This window comes from Megasphaera vaginalis (ex Bordigoni et al. 2020) (assembly GCF_900240295.1).
Taxonomy (GTDB): Bacteria; Bacillota; Negativicutes; order Veillonellales; family Megasphaeraceae; genus Megasphaera; species Megasphaera vaginalis.
In genome coordinates, this window is sequence record NZ_OEQB01000004.1 from 237,905 (window position 1) to 256,487 (window position 18,583).

At 50.9% G+C, this 18,583-nt stretch carries 20 protein-coding genes; 12 read left to right on the plus strand and 8 right to left on the minus strand.

Annotated elements, in window-relative coordinates:
• Positions 1-184: 184 nt before the first annotated feature.
• The 7 genes from C0977_RS11220 to C0977_RS06935 all read left to right on the plus strand — a co-directional run bounded on the left by C0977_RS11220 (position 185) and on the right by C0977_RS06935 (position 5,869).
• Positions 185-316, plus strand: coding sequence for a CD1871A family CXXC motif-containing protein (locus C0977_RS11220; RefSeq protein ID WP_268802362.1), 132 nt, complete (start codon positions 185-187; stop codon positions 314-316).
• Entirely contained in the window at positions 309-1,172 is an 864-nt protein-coding gene (locus tag C0977_RS06905; protein ID WP_234987596.1) for a 4Fe-4S binding protein, read from the plus strand. The genes C0977_RS11220 and C0977_RS06905 overlap by 8 nt, the downstream gene beginning before the upstream one ends.
• The gene (locus tag C0977_RS06910; RefSeq protein ID WP_101912871.1) at positions 1,151-1,693 is read left to right on the plus strand and encodes a TlpA family protein disulfide reductase; all 543 of its coding nucleotides are present in this window, start codon (positions 1,151-1,153) and stop codon (positions 1,691-1,693) included. The genes C0977_RS06905 and C0977_RS06910 overlap by 22 nt, the downstream gene beginning before the upstream one ends.
• Before the next feature lie 31 nt (positions 1,694-1,724).
• The gene (locus C0977_RS06915; protein WP_023053810.1) at positions 1,725-3,092 is read left to right on the plus strand and encodes an MATE family efflux transporter; all 1,368 of its coding nucleotides are present in this window, start codon (positions 1,725-1,727) and stop codon (positions 3,090-3,092) included.
• A 255-nt stretch (positions 3,093-3,347) separates the two neighbouring features.
• Complete coding sequence (locus tag C0977_RS06925) at positions 3,348-4,226, plus strand: ESPR-type extended signal peptide-containing protein (protein WP_101912873.1); 879 nt, start codon at positions 3,348-3,350, stop codon at positions 4,224-4,226.
• 91 nt (positions 4,227-4,317) lie between these two features.
• Positions 4,318-4,779 carry a hypothetical protein gene (locus C0977_RS11225; protein WP_288906694.1) on the plus strand — a complete coding sequence of 154 codons (462 nt, stop codon included), beginning with the start codon at positions 4,318-4,320 and terminating at the stop codon, positions 4,777-4,779.
• A complete protein-coding gene (locus C0977_RS06935; RefSeq protein ID WP_101912875.1) occupies positions 4,751-5,869 on the plus strand; it encodes a YadA-like family protein in 1,119 nt (372 codons plus the stop codon). Before C0977_RS11225 ends, C0977_RS06935 begins: the two co-directional genes overlap by 29 nt.
• A gap of 259 nt (positions 5,870-6,128) precedes the next feature.
• Here the strand turns inward: C0977_RS06935 and C0977_RS06940 are convergent, their stop codons facing one another.
• Complete coding sequence (locus tag C0977_RS06940; RefSeq protein WP_101912876.1) at positions 6,129-7,010, minus strand: LysR family transcriptional regulator; 882 nt, start codon at positions 7,008-7,010, stop codon at positions 6,129-6,131.
• A gap of 174 nt (positions 7,011-7,184) precedes the next feature.
• Here C0977_RS06940 and C0977_RS06945 point away from each other — a divergent pair, with 174 nt between their 5' ends.
• The 4 genes from C0977_RS06945 to C0977_RS06960 are packed head-to-tail and all read left to right on the plus strand — an operon-like array spanning position 7,185 to position 11,245.
• Complete coding sequence (locus C0977_RS06945; protein WP_101912877.1) at positions 7,185-7,865, plus strand: RraA family protein; 681 nt, start codon at positions 7,185-7,187, stop codon at positions 7,863-7,865.
• Positions 7,866-7,891: 26 nt separating this feature from the next.
• Positions 7,892-8,779, plus strand: a complete 888-nt coding sequence (locus C0977_RS06950) for an NAD(P)-dependent oxidoreductase (RefSeq protein WP_101912878.1) — start codon at positions 7,892-7,894, stop codon at positions 8,777-8,779.
• 27 nt (positions 8,780-8,806) lie between these two features.
• Complete coding sequence (locus tag C0977_RS06955) at positions 8,807-10,102, plus strand: MFS transporter (RefSeq protein ID WP_101912879.1); 1,296 nt, start codon at positions 8,807-8,809, stop codon at positions 10,100-10,102.
• A 12-nt stretch (positions 10,103-10,114) separates the two neighbouring features.
• Entirely contained in the window at positions 10,115-11,245 is a 1,131-nt protein-coding gene (locus C0977_RS06960; protein ID WP_101912880.1) for an amidohydrolase family protein, read from the plus strand.
• A 385-nt stretch (positions 11,246-11,630) separates the two neighbouring features.
• Here the strand turns inward: C0977_RS06960 and C0977_RS06965 are convergent, their stop codons facing one another.
• The 6 genes from C0977_RS06965 to thiS form a co-directional block, all read right to left on the minus strand.
• Positions 11,631-12,152, minus strand: coding sequence for a cysteine hydrolase family protein (locus C0977_RS06965; protein ID WP_101912881.1), 522 nt, complete (start codon positions 12,150-12,152; stop codon positions 11,631-11,633).
• 9 nt (positions 12,153-12,161) lie between these two features.
• Complete coding sequence (locus C0977_RS06970) at positions 12,162-12,752, minus strand: thiamine phosphate synthase (RefSeq protein WP_101912882.1); 591 nt, start codon at positions 12,750-12,752, stop codon at positions 12,162-12,164.
• A gap of 220 nt (positions 12,753-12,972) precedes the next feature.
• Positions 12,973-13,761, minus strand: coding sequence for a sulfur carrier protein ThiS adenylyltransferase ThiF (gene thiF / locus C0977_RS06975; RefSeq protein ID WP_101912883.1), 789 nt, complete (start codon positions 13,759-13,761; stop codon positions 12,973-12,975).
• 3 nt (positions 13,762-13,764) lie between these two features.
• The gene (gene thiH, locus C0977_RS06980) at positions 13,765-14,928 is read right to left on the minus strand and encodes a 2-iminoacetate synthase ThiH (RefSeq protein WP_101912884.1); all 1,164 of its coding nucleotides are present in this window, start codon (positions 14,926-14,928) and stop codon (positions 13,765-13,767) included.
• A gap of 12 nt (positions 14,929-14,940) precedes the next feature.
• Positions 14,941-15,708, minus strand: coding sequence for a thiazole synthase (locus C0977_RS06985; RefSeq protein ID WP_101912885.1), 768 nt, complete (start codon positions 15,706-15,708; stop codon positions 14,941-14,943).
• A 57-nt stretch (positions 15,709-15,765) separates the two neighbouring features.
• Complete coding sequence (gene thiS / locus C0977_RS06990; RefSeq protein WP_101912886.1) at positions 15,766-15,960, minus strand: sulfur carrier protein ThiS; 195 nt, start codon at positions 15,958-15,960, stop codon at positions 15,766-15,768.
• Between the two features lie 221 nt (positions 15,961-16,181).
• Between thiS and C0977_RS06995 the strand changes: the two genes are divergently transcribed.
• Positions 16,182-17,447, plus strand: coding sequence for a hexokinase family protein (locus C0977_RS06995; RefSeq protein ID WP_101912887.1), 1,266 nt, complete (start codon positions 16,182-16,184; stop codon positions 17,445-17,447).
• On the opposite strand, the gene bioB is transcribed toward C0977_RS06995, so the two are convergent.
• Positions 17,432-18,424, minus strand: coding sequence for a biotin synthase BioB (gene bioB / locus C0977_RS07000; protein WP_101912888.1), 993 nt, complete (start codon positions 18,422-18,424; stop codon positions 17,432-17,434). The genes C0977_RS06995 and bioB overlap by 16 nt on opposite strands.
• Between the last annotated feature and the right edge of the window lie 159 nt (positions 18,425-18,583).

Genomic DNA, 18,583 nt, shown 5'->3' on the forward strand with positions numbered 1-18,583 from the left:
TAAACGCAAACTACACAGCAATTAAAACTCATTAAAATAATTTGGCAGGGAGAATGATCGGATCCGCAGATCACGGAACGGATCATCGCCTTCTTGCAGAAGCATCTGGGCAGTTTTGCTCTTCGCGGTCAATGAGCACGCATGGTATAATGATGGAAAAACGACGGAGAGGAAACGAGTCGGTATGAAGGGAATACGGATTGGGCTGTTCATGGCGGCGCTGGCGTGTCTTGCCGCCGGTATCGGCCGCGGCGAGATGACGGCGGTATGGCAGAAGGCCGCCACTGTCTGTCTGGAGTGTATCGGCCTTGGATAAGCGAACTGCCGTGCAGGGCCTCTGGTCCGCCGTGACGAACGGAAATTGGGACGGTTTCCTGCAGGGAAGCGTTTATCACGGCTCCTTGAAATCGTTCTGCCTGCCCGGCCTGAATTGCTATTCCTGCCCCGGTGCTTTGGGCGCCTGTCCTGTCGGCGCCCTGCAAAGCGCTTGCAGCGGCGTGGTCCTGCGTATTCCGTTCTACGTCGTCGGCACGCTGCTTCTCGCTGCGCTGCTTTGCGGCCGCTTTATCTGCGGCTGGTTTTGCCCGTTCGGGTTTGTGCAGGAGCTTTTGTATCGGTTGCCGGGCAAAAAGCTGCGTAAATCGCCGCGTCTGCGACGGCTGACGTACGGAAAATACGGAATGGCGGCTTTCGTGGCAGCCGTACCGCTCTTGCTGTTTGGCCTTACCGGCATTGGCGAACCGGCTTTTTGCAAATATCTTTGCCCGGCCGGGACGCTGGAGGCGGCGGTGCCTCTTTTGGCCGTCAGTGAACGGCTGCGTGCCGCCGCCGGCTGGTTGACGGCAGGGAAGTTTTTGCTATTGGCGCTGTTATTGTTGGCGGCAGTGCCGGTTTACCGTCCGTTTTGCCGTTTTTTCTGCCCCCTTGGCGCCTTTTACGGCTTTTTCAACAAGACGGCGTTGTTCGGTATTGCCGTCAAGGAGACGGCATGTACGCACTGCGGCGCTTGTGCGCGCCGTTGTCCGATGGATGTGCGCCGCGCCGGCGACAGGGAGTGTATTTCCTGCGGCGCCTGCCGCCGCGTTTGTCCGTCCGGAGCGATTGCCTTTAAACGACCCTTTCCATTCTCTCTGAAGGAGGATTGTTCTCTATGTTCAAAAAAGGATTCTTGATCGGCCTGCTGCTTTGCTGCGCCCTTGTCTTTGCCGGTTGCGGCGGTGCGGAAACGGCGGCGCGGTCTGACGGAAACACCGTCGAACAGCAGTTGTCGCTGAAGGCGGGAATGACGGCGCCGGATCTCGCGCTGACGTCTTTCGGCGGACAGGCTGTGCAGCTGGCGACGCTTTATCAGGATAAGCCTGTGTACCTGAACTTTTGGGCCTCGTGGTGCCCGCCTTGCGTGCGGGAGCTGCCGGATATCGAAAGGGCTTATGAAACATACGGCAAGGACGTTCATTTTGCCGCCGTTGCCATTGATGCGAAGTCGGACGATGCCGCCGCTTTTCTGGAACGGAAGAATTTTACGATGCCCGCTTATTACGCCGCCGGAGAACAGTTGAATCGGGACTATCACGTTGACGCCGTTCCCCTGTCCCTTTTGATTGCCAAAGGCGGTCGCATCGTGGCTGTCCGCATTGGCGCCATGACGGGCAAGGAACTGGCCGAATTCCTGGCGCCGGCGCTGGACAAGTAAAGGCATGCGAAGATGATAGGAGCTGTTTTATATGTATGTACGTTCACAAAAAACGGATATGCTTCACGGCAGCATTTGGGATAAGCTGATCCTCTTTGCGCTGCCGCTGGCGTTGACGGCATTGTTGGAACAGCTCTTTAACGTTGCCGATGTGGCTGTGTTGGGGCAGTTCGTCGGAAAAGAGGCCGTTGCCGCTGTCGGCAATAACTTGGCGCTCATCGCCCTGCTCGTCAATCTCTTTATCGGCTTGGCTCTCGGCAGCAACGTCGTGATCGCCCGTCATCTCGGCGGCCGGCGACCGGACCTCGTCCGTCAGGCCGTGCATACGTCGTGGCTTCTGGCTGTTGCCGCCGGTTTTGTCCTCATGCTCATCGGCCAGCTGATCACGACGCCCGTGCTGACGCTCTTGGCCGTTCCCGGTGAGGTCCGGCCTATGGCGGAAACGTATTTGCGCATTTATCTACTGTCCCTGCCGTTTATCAGCCTTTACAATTTTGAAGCGGCCATCTTTCGCAGCCGCGGTAATACGCAGTCGCCGCTGGCGGCTTTGCTGGTTTCCGTTGCCGTCAACGGCGTGCTGAATTTCCTTTTCGTCACGATCTTTGCCGACGGCGTTGCCGGCGTGGCCTGGGCGACGGTTTTGGCGATGGCCCTGTCGGCAGGCATCCTGTTTATTTGTCTGCTTCGAGATGACAGCAGTATCCGATTGGAGTGGAAAAAACTGGGCATACAAAAAGCGCTGCTGCAGGACATCGTCCAGATCGGCTGGCCCGCAGCGCTGCAGGGTATGGTCTTTTGCCTTTCCAATATTCTGATTCAGGAGGCCGTAAACAGTCTGGGGCCGGATGTCATGGCGGCATGCAGCATCGGTATTACGATCGAGATGGCCGTATACTGTATCATCGTTTCCTTCGCGCAGGCGAGTACGACGTTTATCAGTCAGAATTTCGGCGCCGGAAAACTGCGCCGCTGCATGGATATCATGACCTGGGCGCTGGCCCTGGATATTTTGTTTACGCTGGCCGTTTGCGGCACGGTGTATTTCTTTTCCCGGCCTCTCGTCGGCCTGTTCAACTCCGATCCGCAGGTGGCAGAGCTGACGATCATGCGGATCAAATGGGTTCTCACCTTGGAATTTATTCAGATCTTCATCGACGTCTTTGCCGGGATTATGCGCGGCTACGGCTATTCTCTGCCGCCGGCCGTGCTGACGATGATCGGCGTCTGCGGCGTCCGCATCACCTGGATTTATACGATTTTCGCTTGGGAACCGACCTATTTTACCTTGATTCTCGCATATCCTGTCAGTTGGACCGTTACGGGGGTGCTGATGACGATTGAATACGGTCGTTTCCGAAAACACCTGATCCGCCGCCGGCATGTGCAGCGGCTGACGTGACCTGACGATACCGCCTTTGGGCATCGGGGACTTTGTCCCCGGTGCTTTTTTTGCGGCAGTGCGCTTTTTCCTCTATCAGGCAGGCTACGAGCCCATTGCATCTTCGGAACGGTTCCGTTGTGAGGCGGCGGTATACTGCCGCTGCCGTTGATATTATTTTGTCATATACCTTGCTTTTTGCAGAGCAGGAAGATATATTTATGACGGAATGTGTCTACAATTAGGCGCGTGAGACGGGATGAAAGGGGAAAGAGCATGTTGAATCGGATATTTAAGGTAATTTGGAGTAAGCTCAAAAACAGGTACGTCGTCGTTTCCGAAATGGCGGGGCGTGATGGCAGACAAGGAGCCGGACGGCGCTTATCCGGCAGGCGGCGAGCGGGCCGGATAGCTGCTGTCGCGGCACTGAGCAGTGTGGCGTTTGGCGGAACTGGTCTGGCGATAGATGCTGTTTTTGATAATGTAACCATCAATGGGTGGCTGGTTCTACGGGATAATATCGCAGCGGGCGGCTTACCTGTCACCAAGATTGACATGGGACACGTTACGGCAGAGGTGGGCTTGCGAAGCCATGGCTATTTGGTTGTAGGGGCTGATGATACGCCTACGGGCACGACGTTGGTGGCAGACCGCTCGGCTTCCATCGGCACGAATAATCAGATAGATGGACAGAATTCGCTGGCCGTGGGTGTACTCAATAGGGTGAACGGGTATTCGGCCCTTACGTCTGGCTATCAGAATACGGTGTGGTCCTATGGCGGGAGCGCTATGGGCCGCAATAACGTATCGGCCGCGTCATATTCCTTTGCCGGCGGGTATATGTCACAGGCCGGAGATCTCAGTGCCTTTGACGTCACGACGCCGGAAGGAAAGGCGGCAATACAAAACAGTACGAAGGGATGGCTCTCCTTTGCCTACGGGTATATGGCTAAAGCCTTAGGTACGGCGTCGACTGCGCTCGGATATAAAACGACTTCTTCCGGGAAATTTGCTTTTTCCGCCGGCGCGATGTCCACGGCGTCCGGTGTAAGCAGTGTCGCATTAGGCGGCGGCAGTCAGGCGGCGGCCGATAATTCCATGGCCGCCTTAGGCGGCACGGTGTCACGGGGGGGAGGGATCGGCTGCAATCGGTAAAGGCGCCCTTGTCAATACGACGGATACTGTTGCCTTAGGCGCGGCGTCTGTCGCGGATCGGTCTTCCGGCGCGACCGGCTGGGCCCCGGCCGTGGCAGGCGACGGCAGCGCCTGGCATTCGACGGCCAACGCCATTGCCGTCGGCAGTGCGAGCACCGATACAACCCGTCAGATTATCGGCGTGGCAGCCGGCAGCGAGGCTACGGATGCTGTCAATGTGGCGCAGCTGCAAGCGCTGGATACGAAGTACGATGCCCAATTGGCGCAAGGCTTTAACGTGAAGAGCGGCGGCGCGACGGCCAACTTGGCTCTCAACGGCACGGCGGCGCCGACGTTGGAGTTTGCCGGCGACGATAATATCAAGGCGTCTCTGAACGGGACGAAGGTTTCGTATTCTTTAAATAAGGCGGGAATTACGAACACGTTGAGTGATACCTTTGCCAAGGTGGACGCAAGCAATCTGACCGATGATAATGTGGCTTCGTGGAAAACCAAACTGGGGGTGACGGAAAGCCAGATCAATAATGCCAGCGCCTGGGATATTTTTCGGTAACGGCGCGGACAAAGTGACGACGGTCGCCAAAGGCGGACAGGTAAAATTTGTCGATGGAGAAAACACGACGGCAACAGTCACAAAAGATGCAGAGGGAAAAGCGACGGTAATCTTTGATCTGAAAAACACCATATCCTTAGGCAAAGACGGCGCTGAAGGGCACATCGGCCTGAACGGTAAAGACGGACTGACGGATATCCGGACGGGATCAGGCGTTGCCGGCGTAAACGGCAAGGTCGGCGAAAAGGCGACCCGCATTCTTTACAAAGACCCGAAAGGCGCTGAACAGCAGGTAGCGACGCTCGCCGACGGCTTACGGTTTAAGGGCGATAGCGGTGAAGCGGCGAAATCGTTGAACAGTGTCATGACGATAAAAGGGGCTGACGTGAACATATCCACGGCCGTAAATGATGGCGGCGATATGCTGATCAGTCTCGGCAAGAACCTGAAGGTAGACAGTTTGGCTGCAGGCGGCACGGTGATCGGGAAAGAAGGGATCTCCGTCAAAGGCAGCGACGGGAACGCTGTCGCCATTACGAAGAACGGTATTGATGCAGGCGGCAAGGCGATCAGCAATGTCGGAAGAGGCGTGAATGCAGATGATGCGGTGACCAAAGCGCAGCTTGATGAGGTGGCAAATCATGCAGGCGCCAATTTACTGCCGGCGGTTCATGAACTCGGGAGCCGGGTGAATCGTGTCGGCGCCGGAGCGGCAGCGTTGGCGGCGTTGCATCCGCAGAATTTCGATCCCGACGATAAATGGGATTTTTCTGCCGGCTACGGCAATTATCGGGGCGCCAACGCACTGGCGGTCGGCGCTTTCTATCGGCCGAACGGTACGACGATGATTTCTGTCGGCGGCAGTTTCGGCGGCGGTGAAAATATGCTCAATGCCGGCGTCAGTCTTAAGTTCGGCAGCCACAATCCTTATGCCGGTTATTCCGGCGCGGCACTGCACGGCGTCATTGCGGACCAGGACAGGCAGATTGCGGAACTGAAGCAAGTCGTCGCTTCGCAGCGTGAAGAAATGCAGACCATGAAGGCGCAAATGCAGACCATTTTGCAACGGCTGGATACATTGAAAAACTAACGGTCATAAACAGGCCATCATCGTTGAAAAGAAAAAGCCTCGACGGCAACAACCATTCAGTTGTTGCCGTCGAGGCTTTTTCTTTTCGTGTTTCTGCAGCATGGAGAAGAATGGGAATAAAAATGGCCATATCCCCTGTAATGTAAAAATATCGATTTACGTTTTTTACTCTTTGAGTATTGAAAACAGTTCTCATGTAAAAAGTTTTGACGAAAATTTTCTGTCAGGGGATTTTTTGACAATATTCATATGGGATATTTTAAATTTTGAAATCTTTCAGATACTCTGATAAAAGATCTAGTGCTCGTTTTGTGCTGGGGCGAGGGGACTTATGAGTAATTATATAGGCTGTCAGATTTTTAGGGGGCTCATCTAGTAAGGCATAGGTGAAGTTGCCTGATTTTATGGCGCGTTGGGCAAGCCATAAGGGCGCAATTGCCCAGCGGTCCGTATCCTGCAAGAGTTGCAAGAGTAAAGGTGATCCTGTCAGCATTGTCGGAGATGTAAAAATGTCAGAAGGCCAATGGTCATCATGCCATGCCTTGAATTCGGGTGTCCAAGGAACATATATTTCTGATTTTGTGTTTAAACGATTGTTTTTTACTAAAATACGACCGGCTGTTTTGGGAGACCCGGATTTCAATAAAACCATAGGTGTTTGTTTCCACGGAATACACTTTATATTGGGATATTTCATATTGCGCCAAACGACAGCAATATCTATCATGCGTTGGTCTACGCGAGGATACAATTCTGTAGTGTGTTCGGTATGAATTTCCAGGTGAATAGTCGGTTCATGCAAGAAAAGCTGGTGGAATAATGTAGGGAAAATAAAATCATTAAGTAATTGTACTGATCCAAAGGATAGGTGGAGACTTTCACCGGCTTTCTTAAAATGAGCCATTTCTATTGTGAGAGATTCCCAACGTCTTGCAATAGGCATGAAATCCTCTCCCGAAGGTGTTAGGGTAATTTCTTTTATGCCTCTGCCTCGCTCAAACAGTGTTAGTCCCAATTCATTTTCCAAATTTTGGAGTCTATGAGTTATTGCTGTTTGGGTAATAAATAGGTTTTCTGCAGCACGGCTCATATTGCGGGTTTGTGCAATAGCTAAGAAAGCTTGGATGTCGTGTATGTGCATGTATTCACCTTCTAAATATGAAAAATATTGATAATAAAATAATTATATATTCATTTTACCGCACAAACAAGGTGATGTAGAATAACAACAAGTAATTAATAACATGATGAATGCGCAATCACTATTGTTATATTACCTGTTGTTTTATATTAAATATTTATGGGAGGGGTTAAAATGAATAATGTTGGGTGTAAAATTGTTGAAAATTTTGAAAGACCGTCGAAGGAACTGGTAAATTTATTTCAAGGAATGCCGGTTGCCAATATTGATGATTGTATGAATCGTACGGCTGCTGTGCGCTCTGATATATCCCCGTTAAACCATGCACCGTTATTAGGGACTGCTTTTACCGTTAAAGTTCCAGAAGGAGATAATTTGATGTTCCACGCTGCGATGGATATGGCAAAACCGGGGGATGTCATCGTTATTGATGCCGGAGGAGATGCTAATCGGGCTATTTTTGGCGAATTAATGATCACCTATTGCAAAAAAAGAGGACTGGCCGGCGTTATTGTGGATGGCGCTATTCGTGATGCAGGCGAAATAGCAGAAATGGACTTTCCTGTATATGCCAAAGGGGTAACGCCTAACGGCCCATATAAAAATGGCCCCGGTGAAATTAACACAGTGATTTCCTTTGGAGGGAAGGTAGTTTGTCCCGGCGATATTATTGTAGGAGATGCAGACGGCATCATTGTAATTAAGCCGGAAGAAGCAGAAGAAGTTGCTGCGGCTACTAGAAAAGTCATGGAAAAAGAAGCGGGGATTATGAAACATATTACTGAAGATGGTACGTATATCCGTCCTTGGGTAGCCGATAAGTTAAAAGAAATAGGTGCTGAGATCGTAAAATAGATTTAAGAGATAAGGAGTAGGTTGTCATGAAATTAGGATTTATTGGTTTCGGTGAAGTTGGATATGAAATTAGTAAAGGGCTCACTGATGAGGGATTAAAAGAAATATATGCATATGATGTGATGCAGAATGATGCTGAGAAAGGCCATTTTGTTTTTGAGCGGGCCCATGCTGTCGGTGTTCAGCTTCTTAATTCGGGAACAGATGTAGTAGATATGTGCGATATTATTATGATGGTAGTTCCCGGAACATTTGCTCTAAAGACGACGGAAGGATTGTTGCCATCAGTAACGAGGGAAAAAATCCTTGTCGATTTATCGACTAGCTTGCCAAGCGTTAAAAAAAGAGAAAGCCAATTAGTTAGTAAACGTGGCGGTAATTTTATTGATGGGGCATTGATGGCCAGTCTTAGTCAGGCTCACTATAAAGTTCCTGTTTTAGTTTCCGGTGCGAAGTGCAATCCTTTTATTGATGCACTGGTGCCTTATGGAATGAATATTAAAGCAATTACCGATAAACCGGGTGATGCCATTGCCATCAAATTTGTTCGTAGTATTTATATGAAAGGGATTGCTGCATTAGGTGCGGAAATGCTTGAAGCAGCGCATGTATTAGGCGTTGAAAAGTCCGTTATCGAATCCATCGGTACGACTTTAGATGGTAAGAGTTTTGATTTTAATAATGATTATCTTGTTGTGGCCAGTGCTTGGCACGGAGCAAGGCAAGCCCATGAAATGAGCGATGTCAAAAAAATGCTCGAAGATATCGGCGTAGATCCCATTATGACGAATGCTACGGAAAAACGTTTGGAATGGTTTCGTGATTTGGGGGCGCATGAGTATTTCCACGAAGAAAGACCGGATCATTGGCACGATATAGCTGTTTTGTGGGATAAAGCGCGAAGCAATGATTAAAATACTACTAAAGGGAGGATTATAATTATGAAAGCATCTAAATTTAGATATTGGATCATATTTATGGTTCTGTTAATAATGACGATTAATTATATTGATAGAGGTGCATTGGCCTATGCTCAACAAGATATTATTAGGGAATTTGGATTAAATTCATCTCAATGGGGAAGCATACAGGGATTCTTTGGATATGGATATATTTTTGGTGGTCTCTTTGGGGGGATTCTTGCTGATAAAAAGGGCCCTCGTTTCGTCTGGATTGTATTTGTAACAATTTGGTCAGTATTCGTTGCTATGACTGCCTATGCAGGTGAATTAGGGATGAGTCTTTTTGGCGGTTCAGCTATGGCGGGCTTCTTTGTTGTTAGAACTATGTTCGGTTTTTCAGAAGGGCCGTCCTTTGTCTCTATGAGTCGTACTTTAGCTAATTGGGTAGCGCCAGGAGAAAGAACATTTACTTCTTCAATTACGTTGATAGGAACTCCTTTAGGATCTGTTATTACTGCTCCGGTAGCAGTGTTTTTGATTTCCTTCTTCAATTGGAGAACTGCATTTCTGATTTTAGGGGGCTTGGGAGTGATTTGGGTTTTATTGTTCTCGAGGATTTTCACAAACTTACCAGAAGAAAATATTCGAGTCAATAAAGAAGAAATAAAACTGATACGGTCCGGAGTGGATAATGATGTAGTTGCATCAGAAAAGGAAAAACAGCAATCTCATTGGTATGATTTCTTTAAAAATCCAGCGTATTTATTCAATACTGTCGGCTTTTTCGCAATAAGTTATATTATTTTTATGTTGCTCACATGGACGCCGAAGTATTTGCAAGATGTATATGGAATGAGTCTTAAATCATTGTGGTATTTAGGGATGATACCTTGGATTGGACCTATTTTTTCTACACCATTAGGCGGAAGAATTGCTGATTTCATTTTTAAAAAGACTGGAAATCTCAGAATAGCAAGAAATAGCGTTGCGATGGCTTCATTGCTTCTTTCGGGAGCTTCCTTTATTTGTATTCCTTTTGCGGGAAGTATGACCGCAGTTCTAACTTTGATGGCATTGGGAAATACAGCTGCGCTTGCCTCCAATTCTATTTATTGGAGTAATTTGATTGATATTGACCCAACTAGGACGGGCGCTTTTGGTGGAATTATGCATTTTTTGGGACAAACAGCAGCTATGTTAGCGCCTACTATTACAGGGATAATGGTCACAACTTATGGATATAATGCCGGATTTGTATTAGCGGGGACAATTTGTTTGTTAGGAGTCATTAGTGCATATTTTGTAACATTCCATCATAAACATGCATCTATATAAGGGGGGAAGCATATGTATGACTTGGTAATTAAAGATGCCATTATTATTGATCCGGAAAATGAGCAAATTACCCAAGGCTCAATGGCCATTAAAGGTAATGAAATAGTTCCTTATGAAGATAATGAGCCTTCTAAGAATATAATTAATGCTGCCGGAAAATATGTATCGCCAGGATTTATAGATTTTCATACGCATGTATATAGTGGGAGTATGTATGGGATAAATCCAGATTTATTATTCCCTTATGGCGTAACTACCGTAGTTGATCAAGGTACGGTAGGGTATATTAATTTTGATAGTTTCTATAATGAGACATTCTCTAGATTGATGAAAACTTATATGTTTATTAATGTGTTTCCTATGGGGCAGCCTGGGGGAAACATGCCAGAAATATTAAATCCATCTCTATTGCATTTAGAGAAAATTAGCCATTTGTTACATAACCACAAAGAACTTATTAAGGGAATAAAGATTAAATACATCCATAATACTATAGGAGAATTTGGGGCAATTCCCTTGAAAATGGCACTGGATTTTGGTCATGAAGTGGGGGTTCCGGTGTGTGTGCATACGACAGATTCGCCGGCAAGTGCCAGTGATATTTTGGCATTATTGCGCGCTGATGATATATATTGTCATTGCTTCCAGGGGCATGGAAATACTATATTGAACCAGAACGGGAGTGTGCCTGAGGAAATATTTGATGCTCAACAAAGAGGCGTAATATTGGATGCGGCGAATGGATGTATTAATTTTGATTATACGGTAGCAATGAAAGCATTTGAATGCGGATTTGAACCCGATGTTATTAGTACGGATTTAACAAGTAAAGGGTTTAATGTTCCGGGAGCAGCTATGGCAAGAAATTTAGCGTTCATTATGTCGAAATACTTGAATATTGGTATGAGTATAGAAAAAATAATTAAGGCAGTTACGTTTACACCTGCAAGAATTATGGGATTAGAGGATTATATTGGGACGATAAAGATAGGAAGTAATGCTGATCTTTGTTTGTTTGAAATATGTAACTTACCACATTCATTTTTGGATGCGAATAATATTGAAAGAATCGGCTATCAATACATTAAGGCTGAAGCAACAATTGTAGATGGGGAAATCGTTTATCTAGGAGCTGAGTTATAAGGAATAATAAATTAAAATTAAGGATTTATTATTAAATTGTTTAAATTTTGACTGAGGGTTAGTACATTACAGCCCTCAGTCTTTTATCTTAACAACATAAGTGATATAAAAAATTATATATTGCTATTGCGATATAAGTAAGGGTGATTTAGTTTGTTCGCCGAATATTTTACTCATGGAATTCTAGATTAAAGCTACTTAGAAGAACTTATGTTTAAACTCAAAATATTAGATATAGGCAAGTTTATATCTATAAAGAATATCAAAATAAAAAAATACATATAAAATAAAAAGACTGAGTCTAGTGGATTGCTATACTCAGTCTAAAGATGTTTTAAATAATTTATCTAGTCCATTGGGATGAATTGAGCATTCGCCTTCTGTTCTATACAATATCGATATGGCACGCTGCCATTGATTGCAGGGCCCGTTCATGGTCTTCCGGCGAGGAACCGGCGCAGCAGGAGCTGTCGACGCTGATTTTCTTTTCCGGATAGAAGGCTTTGAGCAGGAGCGCGTTGGAAATAACGCAGATGTCGGTACAGACGCCCATTACGGTAATTTCGTCATAGGGGGCCGCTTCGCCGACCAGATCGGTGCAGCCGAAGGTCGGTTTTTGCAGGATCGTGGCAAAGAGCGAGTAAGGCAGCAGTTCCCGGCAAATGTTCCAGCCCGGCGTGTTGCGGATACAGTGCGGTACCGGCAGTTTCCGGCCTTCCTGGGTGAACAGGTAATCTTCATCGTGCGTGTCTTTGGTAAAGAGGATATCGTAATCACTGGCGCCGCTTCGTTTCAGGTCTTGAATCTTGGCGGCGATTTTCGGGGCGACAGCTTTGGCTTCCGCCGTGCCGAGGGGACCGGTGACGAAATCATTTTGCATATCGATGATGACATAGAGTATGCTCATGGGGATGCCTCATTTCTTCAATTCGGCGACGTAGGCATTGGCGTCGTCACACTGCATGAGACCGGACATGACGACGATGCCGGCAGTAGGGACGTCTTCCAGTTCGTGTACCGTCTGCGGCGTGATTCCGCCCAGTGCGTAGACGGGAAGAGAGACGGCGCCGCAAATGTCCCGCAATGTGGAAACGCCGATCGGCGGATCATCGGGCTTGCAGCTCGTCGGGAACACGTGGCTGGCAACGATGTACGTCGCGCCGAGAAGCTCGGCTTTGCGCGCTTCTGCCGCCGTGTGTACCGATACTCCCAGCGTGGACATGTAGTAGCGGATGGAGGAGTGGGTCTCCAAGTATTCCAAGGAACACTGAAAACGGGGAACGTGGAGACGGACCGCCGCTTTTCCGAAGGTATGGAGAATACATTGCGTTTGGTGAACGTTACAGATCTGCAGCGTTTTTTTTGCGTAATCAAAATAGTCTTCTTCGGACAGTGTCTTTTCCCGCAGTACGATGGCGTCGACCGGGGAAGCGGCGATCAGTTCGATCTGATCCCAAAAATCACGGCGTGAAAGAAGGCGATTGGTTATTGCAATAATTTTACCCATGGAATCACCTGATAGTATCTAGGAATAAACAAAAGAGATTAAACTCGACGAATACATTACTAACAGTAATATACATTATTATTGGTAAATCGTCAATGAAAAGCGCCTTTCAGCGTCCTATATGCAGCCCTTATCTTCTATGATGTACGCTTGAAAACAAATGCCATATTCTACCTGTTCTGCTGCAATAGAACAGATAGAATATGGCGGGAGGAGAAAGCTAACGTAAGTCGACGAGAATTTTCAGGATCATGTTGGCCTCGTGGGCCGCACAGATCGCGACGCGCGGCGCCATCAGACCGCGGCCGGGCCGGGCGGCATGGCTGCCGTCGCCGCAGACGTAGAGTCTGTCCGTGACTTTTCTCGTCTTGATGGCATTGCTGTCACCGTAGCCGGCCATGCCGGAAGCGGCGACGATGTATTTGTCGGGGCACTCGGTCAGCATCGTATTGACGAGCATGGCCTTGGCCTCGGCGCCGTCAAAGGCTTCGCAGATCAGGGGGTCACCGGCAAAGAGAGAAACGGCGTTTTCCGCCGTAACTTTCACGTTATCCGTGCGGATCTTTAGAAAGGGGTTGATTTCTCTTAATTGCCGGGCCAGCGCGAAGGTCTTTTTTTCTCCCAGATCACGGATGAAATAGGATTGGCGGTTCAGATTGCTGACGTCGACAGTATCAAAGTCGACGAGATGCAGTCCGCCGATGCCGCATCGGGCCAGATAGACGGCGACGTTGGAGCCGAGACCGCCGAGGCCGGCAATGGCGACGGTCGCGGCTTTGACCTTTTCATAGACCTGCGGCGTGTGACGGGCGCAAAGCATTCGTTCCAGCGCGTCCTGCGGCGGCAATTCGTCTTTGGAAATGATGTATACTTCATCGCCGTCGGCGAGGGGCGCGTCTGCCGACATGCCGTAACCGTTCAGGATGATGACGGCGTGAGCGGGATGCGGCAGTCCGTAGAGATGGCCGGCCGCCGTTACCGTTTCTTTTCCGTTCAGTTTGATTTTCATGGCTTATACATAGATATATTCACTTGTGACAGGCTGCATGCCGGCCGCTTTTACGGCTGCGTACATTTCGTCGAAGGAGCGGTTGTCGCTGATTTCAAATTGTTCGTCGCCCTTTTCTTGGCCCGACTCTTCCAGATGGCCGCCAATGCCGACACAAACGCCGGCAGAGACCTTATTGGCGGCAATTTTGATGATATTGTTGCGGAAATGGGCGTTCTCGCGGCTCGATACGGTAATCGAAGCGAAGGGCAGGAAGAGTCGGTAGGCGCAGATGATCTGGACGAGACGCCGTTCGTCGACATCTTTCGGATTGATCTTATCGTTGTTGATGATCGGCCGCAGACGCGGGCAGGAGAGGGAGATTTCGGCGTGCGGATATTTGCGCTGCATGAGCCAGGCGTGCATGCCCGTCGCTACGGCGTCTTTTTGGTAATCGTCGAGACCGAGGAGAGCGGCGAAGCCGACGCCGCGCATGCCGCCGAGAATGGCTCGCTCCTGCGCGTAGAAGCGGTAAGGGAAGATCCGTTTGTGTCCCGCCAGATGCAGTGTTTCATACTTATCGGCGTTGTACGTTTCCTGGAAAACGGTGACGTAATCTGCGCCGCATTCATGGAGAAACCGGTATTCATCGACGTTTACGGGATAGATTTCGACGCCGACGACGCGGAAATACTGACGGGCGATCCGGATGGCATTGCCGATATAGGCGACGTCCGACATATGACGGCTTTCGCCGGTGAGCATGAGGACTTCTTCCAGTCCCGAGACGGCGATGTTCCGACATTCCCTGTGCAGTTCGTCGTCCGTCAGGCGGGCGCGCTGGATCTTATTATGAGAATTGAAACCGCAGTAAATGCAGTAATTTTCGCAATAATTGGCGAAATAGATCGGCGTGAAGAGATTGACGGAATTGCCGAAGTGGCGGCGTGTGACGGCCCGGGCTTTGCAGGCCATTTCCTCCAAATGGGGCAGCGCCGCTTTCGATAAGAGGGCCATGAAGTCGCGCGGTTCCAGGTGGGGGTTGGCGAGGGCGGCCGTCACATCGGCGCTGTCGTAATCTTCGTCGCGGAAGGCGGCGTGGTGCGTTAAAACCTGTTCGAGCATATCCGAATCGAGGATATCCATGTCCGGTAAGTAATGCATGTGGTCAATTCGTTTTTCTGCCATAGTTCAGCCTCCTCAATCGCCTAAAAAACCGGTAAGCGGATCGGATGCGACGGCTTTGTCCCGAACGCGTCCCAATCCGGAAAGGTATGCGGCACGGCCGGCTTCGACCGCCAGTTTGAACGCGTGGGCCATGCGCGGCAAGTCGCCGGCTGTGGCGATGGCCGTGTTGGCCATGATGGCGGCCGCCCCCATTTCCATGGCTTCACAGGCCTGTGACGGCCGGCCGATACCGGCATCGACGATGACCGGCAGGCTGATCTCGTTGATCAGGATCTGCAGGAATTCCCGTGCCGCCAGGCCTTTGTTCGTGCCGATCGGGGCGGCCAGGGGCATAACGGCGGCGGCGCCGGCAGTTACCAGCGCGCGGGCGGCGTAGAGATCGGGATACATATAAGGCAAGACAATGAAGCCTTCTTTGGCGAGAATTTCCGTTGCCTTAACAGTTTCTCCGTTATCGGGCAAGAGATATTTGGAATCGGTCATGATTTCTATCTTGACGAAGTCGCCGCAGCCGATTTCCCGGGACAGGCGGGCAATGCGTACGGCTTCATCGGCCGTACGGGCGCCGGACGTGTTCGGCAGGAGCGTAATGCTTTTGGGAATGAAATCCATGATGTTGTCTTTTTGGCCGGCTTCGACACGGCGCAGCGCCATCGTGATGATTTCGGCGCCGCCTGCTTCGACGGCGCTTTGAATCAAGTCGACGCTGTATTTGCCGGAACCGAGAATGAAGCGGGACGAAAATTCGTGACCGCCGAGAATGAGTTTATCATCTGTCATCGTAAACACCTCGCTGAAAATGTAGTGAAATTGCAGTGATCCGGTCCTGTTCGTATTTCAGCCGCCGCCGACGAAGTGGACGATCTCCGCCGTATCGCCGTCTTTCAGCAGCGTTGCGGCATAATCGCCGCGCTTGACAATGGCGCCGTTCAGTTCGACGGCAATGCGGTCGGTCCGAAAGCCGCGTTCCTGCAAATACGTCAGCAACGGCAAGGTTGCAGCGGCAATTTCGCTGCCATTGATGCGAATCATCCTGTACGCATCTCCTTTCTCACAAAAATAGGCCGCACGAAGAAATACACCGACGGTGGTGTACCCCTTCGTGCGGCCTTTACGGTCTCACTCTGTTATGAATTATAAACGCTTGCGGAAAAAATTTCAATGATAAGTTGCGGAATTTTCGTTAAGGTGATACAGATTTTCTTGGTTTATGGTAAAATAAAGTAGTATTGTTTGGGCAGAGGAGGTGTCGCATGGCGACGATACGTAAAGATGACCGAAGCGCTTGGGCCGAGCGGTTTTACTGGACCGACGACAGGCTGAAAACGTTTTCTGCGGCGTTTCAGCACGAGCTGGAACGGGCACTGAACGGCGTGGAGGCGGCGTTTTCGGTGCAGCCGTCGTACTTGCCGCTGCCTGCAGGTACGGAACAGGGACTCTACTTGGCGCTGACCTTCGCCGGCACCAAGGTCAGCGTTGGCCGCGTCCGTCTTTTCGGCAAAGGATACTATATCTTGGAAAAGACGGTGCAGCGTCCCGTGCGGACGGCGTGTTACGATGACGCTGACGACGGTACGACGGCAGCGGCGTTTTTTGATTTTCTCGCCGCCGCCGTTGCCGAATGCGTCGGCACAACGCCGCCTTGCGCGCTCGGACTGACCGTGCCGTTTGCCGTAGCGCCGCGTTCGCCGCGAGAAGCGCAGCTGCTTCGGCTGTTGACGGGAAAGGCCGCCGGCGAACTGCTGCAGCAGGCGCTGGAACGGCGCGGCCTGGCGCGGTGCCGCGTGAAGGCTGTCGTCAACGATGCGGCAGCATCGTTATTGGCTGCCGCGTACCGGTATGGCGATGTCGCTGTCGGCGTCGTTTGCGACGCCGGCTTTACGGTCTGCTGGTATGAACCGCGGCGGCAGATGCTCGTCCATGCGGCGGCAGCGTCGTTCAGCGAGCTGACGGGGACGGTCTGGGACCGGCGCGTTGATGAGGCTTCGCCGCAGCCGGGGCGTCAGGTGTTGGGGAAGATGATCGGCGGCGCGTATCTTGCCGAAATCTACCGACACGTCTTGTGTGATTATTTCGACTGCGCCGATATTCCGTTCTTTACGACGGCAGAGATGAACGGACTGCTGCAAACGTCTTGTCTGCGAGAGACGCGGCATTGTATGGGGCGCTTGTGGAATCGTCTCGTGCCGCCGGCGGATGTGGAGCATCTTTGCAAGATAGGGGCCTCTATTTTTGTCCGTTCCGCGCAGCTCGCCGGAGCGTCCGTTTCCGCTGTCTTGCGGCATGTGTACGGCAACGCTGTTATACCGCGACAGAAAATAGCCGTCGCCGGCGGCGTATTGACGGAAGTGCGCGGCAGTCTGGCGGTCATGGCTGACGGCATGCAGGCCTGTCTGGCGGCCGAGCCGAGCCGGACGCAGGTGCTCCCGGCGTACCCCGCCATCAGCCGGAATGGAGAGCTTGTCGGTGCCGCCGTCGCTGCGGCAATGGTCGGCGGCGAAGATCAGCATTGCGGCTGAACGGGTTTCCGTTTCAAGTCGGCCAGCATCTGCGCATCGACGGAAACGGCATTGCCGGAAGTCGTCAAATAGCCGCCGATCATCAGTCCGTTCAGGCCGCTTGTGAGGGCATAAGCCTGGAGGGAGCGCAGATTGGCTTCTCTGCCGCCGGCAGTGCGGATCTGCGCCTGCGGTAAGAGAAAGCGGAAGACGGCGAAGGTCCGCAAAATTTCCCAGGGTTCCAGATGAGGCGCCGCTGCCAGCGGTGTGCCGGCGATGGGGTTGAGGATATTCAGCGGAATCGAATCAACGCCGAGATCACGCAGCGTACAGGCCATTTCAATCCGCTGTTCCGGCGTTTCGCCCAGTCCGATGATGCCGCCGGAGCAGACGCGCAGGCCGGCTTCTCCGGCCATGCGGATCAGCGCGGCTTTGTCGGCGAAGCCGTGTGTCGAACAGATCGACGGGAAGTAGGACGGCGCCGTTTCGATGTTGGCGTGGTAGCGGCCGACGCCGGCAGCTTTCAATTCGTGCAGCTGTTTGTTCGTGATCAGGCCGAGAGAACAGCACGTTTCGATGCCGACTTCGCTGCGGATGCGGCGCAAAGCGGTCAGGACGGCTGTGAATTCAGGGCCTTCGGTGACGGAGCGGCCGCCGGTAACGATGGAAAAGCGGGTGGCGCCGGCCGCTTTGGCCTTGGCCGCCGCCTGTAGAAGCGCAGTTTCGCTCAGCAGCGGATATTCGCTGACACCGGTGTCATAATGGGCCGATTGCGCGCAGAAACGGCAGTTTTCCGGACATTTGCCGGAACGGCCGTTGACGATGGCGCAGCAATCGACGGCGTCACCGTGAAAGTGCTGTCTGATCTTATCGGCGAAGGCCAGCAGCAGCGGCGTGTCGTTGTCGGGCAGAGAGAGCAGCTCCAGGGCTTCCTCCTTAGTGAGCTCGCCGCCGCCGTTGACGCGTTCCGTATACGTTATCAGTTTTTGAAGTTCCATGTCAGATTCCCCCTCCAGGCAAGTAGATATGGTTAGTATACGGAAGAGAAATCATAATGTCAAATTAACAAATGCAATAACGGGTTAACAATAAAGAGAGAACGCAACGAATATAACGAGTATACTGGCAGGAAATACTATTGCCAGGGAGTTGGGGAG

Bases quoted from the DNA above. Each gene is read 5' to 3' on its own strand.
- C0977_RS11220 (WP_268802362.1), top strand. From the start codon at position 185: ATGAAGGGAATACGGATTGGGCTGTTCATGGCGGCGCTGGCGTGTCTT.
- C0977_RS06910 (WP_101912871.1), top strand. From the start codon at position 1,151: ATGTTCAAAAAAGGATTCTTGATCGGCCTGCTGCTTTGCTGCGCCCTT.
- C0977_RS06915 (WP_023053810.1), top strand. From the start codon at position 1,725: ATGTATGTACGTTCACAAAAAACGGATATGCTTCACGGCAGCATTTGG.
- C0977_RS06925 (WP_101912873.1), top strand. From the start codon at position 3,348: ATGTTGAATCGGATATTTAAGGTAATTTGGAGTAAGCTCAAAAACAGG.
- C0977_RS06935 (WP_101912875.1), top strand. From the start codon at position 4,751: ATGCCAGCGCCTGGGATATTTTTCGGTAACGGCGCGGACAAAGTGACG.
- C0977_RS06940 (WP_101912876.1), bottom strand. From the start codon at position 7,010: ATGCACATACACGACATCCAAGCTTTCTTAGCTATTGCACAAACCCGC.
- C0977_RS06945 (WP_101912877.1), top strand. From the start codon at position 7,185: ATGAATAATGTTGGGTGTAAAATTGTTGAAAATTTTGAAAGACCGTCG.
- C0977_RS06950 (WP_101912878.1), top strand. From the start codon at position 7,892: ATGAAATTAGGATTTATTGGTTTCGGTGAAGTTGGATATGAAATTAGT.
- C0977_RS06955 (WP_101912879.1), top strand. From the start codon at position 8,807: ATGAAAGCATCTAAATTTAGATATTGGATCATATTTATGGTTCTGTTA.
- C0977_RS06960 (WP_101912880.1), top strand. From the start codon at position 10,115: ATGTATGACTTGGTAATTAAAGATGCCATTATTATTGATCCGGAAAAT.
- C0977_RS06965 (WP_101912881.1), bottom strand. From the start codon at position 12,152: ATGAGCATACTCTATGTCATCATCGATATGCAAAATGATTTCGTCACC.
- C0977_RS06970 (WP_101912882.1), bottom strand. From the start codon at position 12,752: ATGGGTAAAATTATTGCAATAACCAATCGCCTTCTTTCACGCCGTGAT.
- thiF (WP_101912883.1), bottom strand. From the start codon at position 13,761: ATGAAAATCAAACTGAACGGAAAAGAAACGGTAACGGCGGCCGGCCAT.
- thiH (WP_101912884.1), bottom strand. From the start codon at position 14,928: ATGGCAGAAAAACGAATTGACCACATGCATTACTTACCGGACATGGAT.
- C0977_RS06985 (WP_101912885.1), bottom strand. From the start codon at position 15,708: ATGACAGATGATAAACTCATTCTCGGCGGTCACGAATTTTCGTCCCGC.
- thiS (WP_101912886.1), bottom strand. From the start codon at position 15,960: ATGATTCGCATCAATGGCAGCGAAATTGCCGCTGCAACCTTGCCGTTG.
- C0977_RS06995 (WP_101912887.1), top strand. From the start codon at position 16,182: ATGGCGACGATACGTAAAGATGACCGAAGCGCTTGGGCCGAGCGGTTT.
- bioB (WP_101912888.1), bottom strand. From the start codon at position 18,424: ATGGAACTTCAAAAACTGATAACGTATACGGAACGCGTCAACGGCGGC.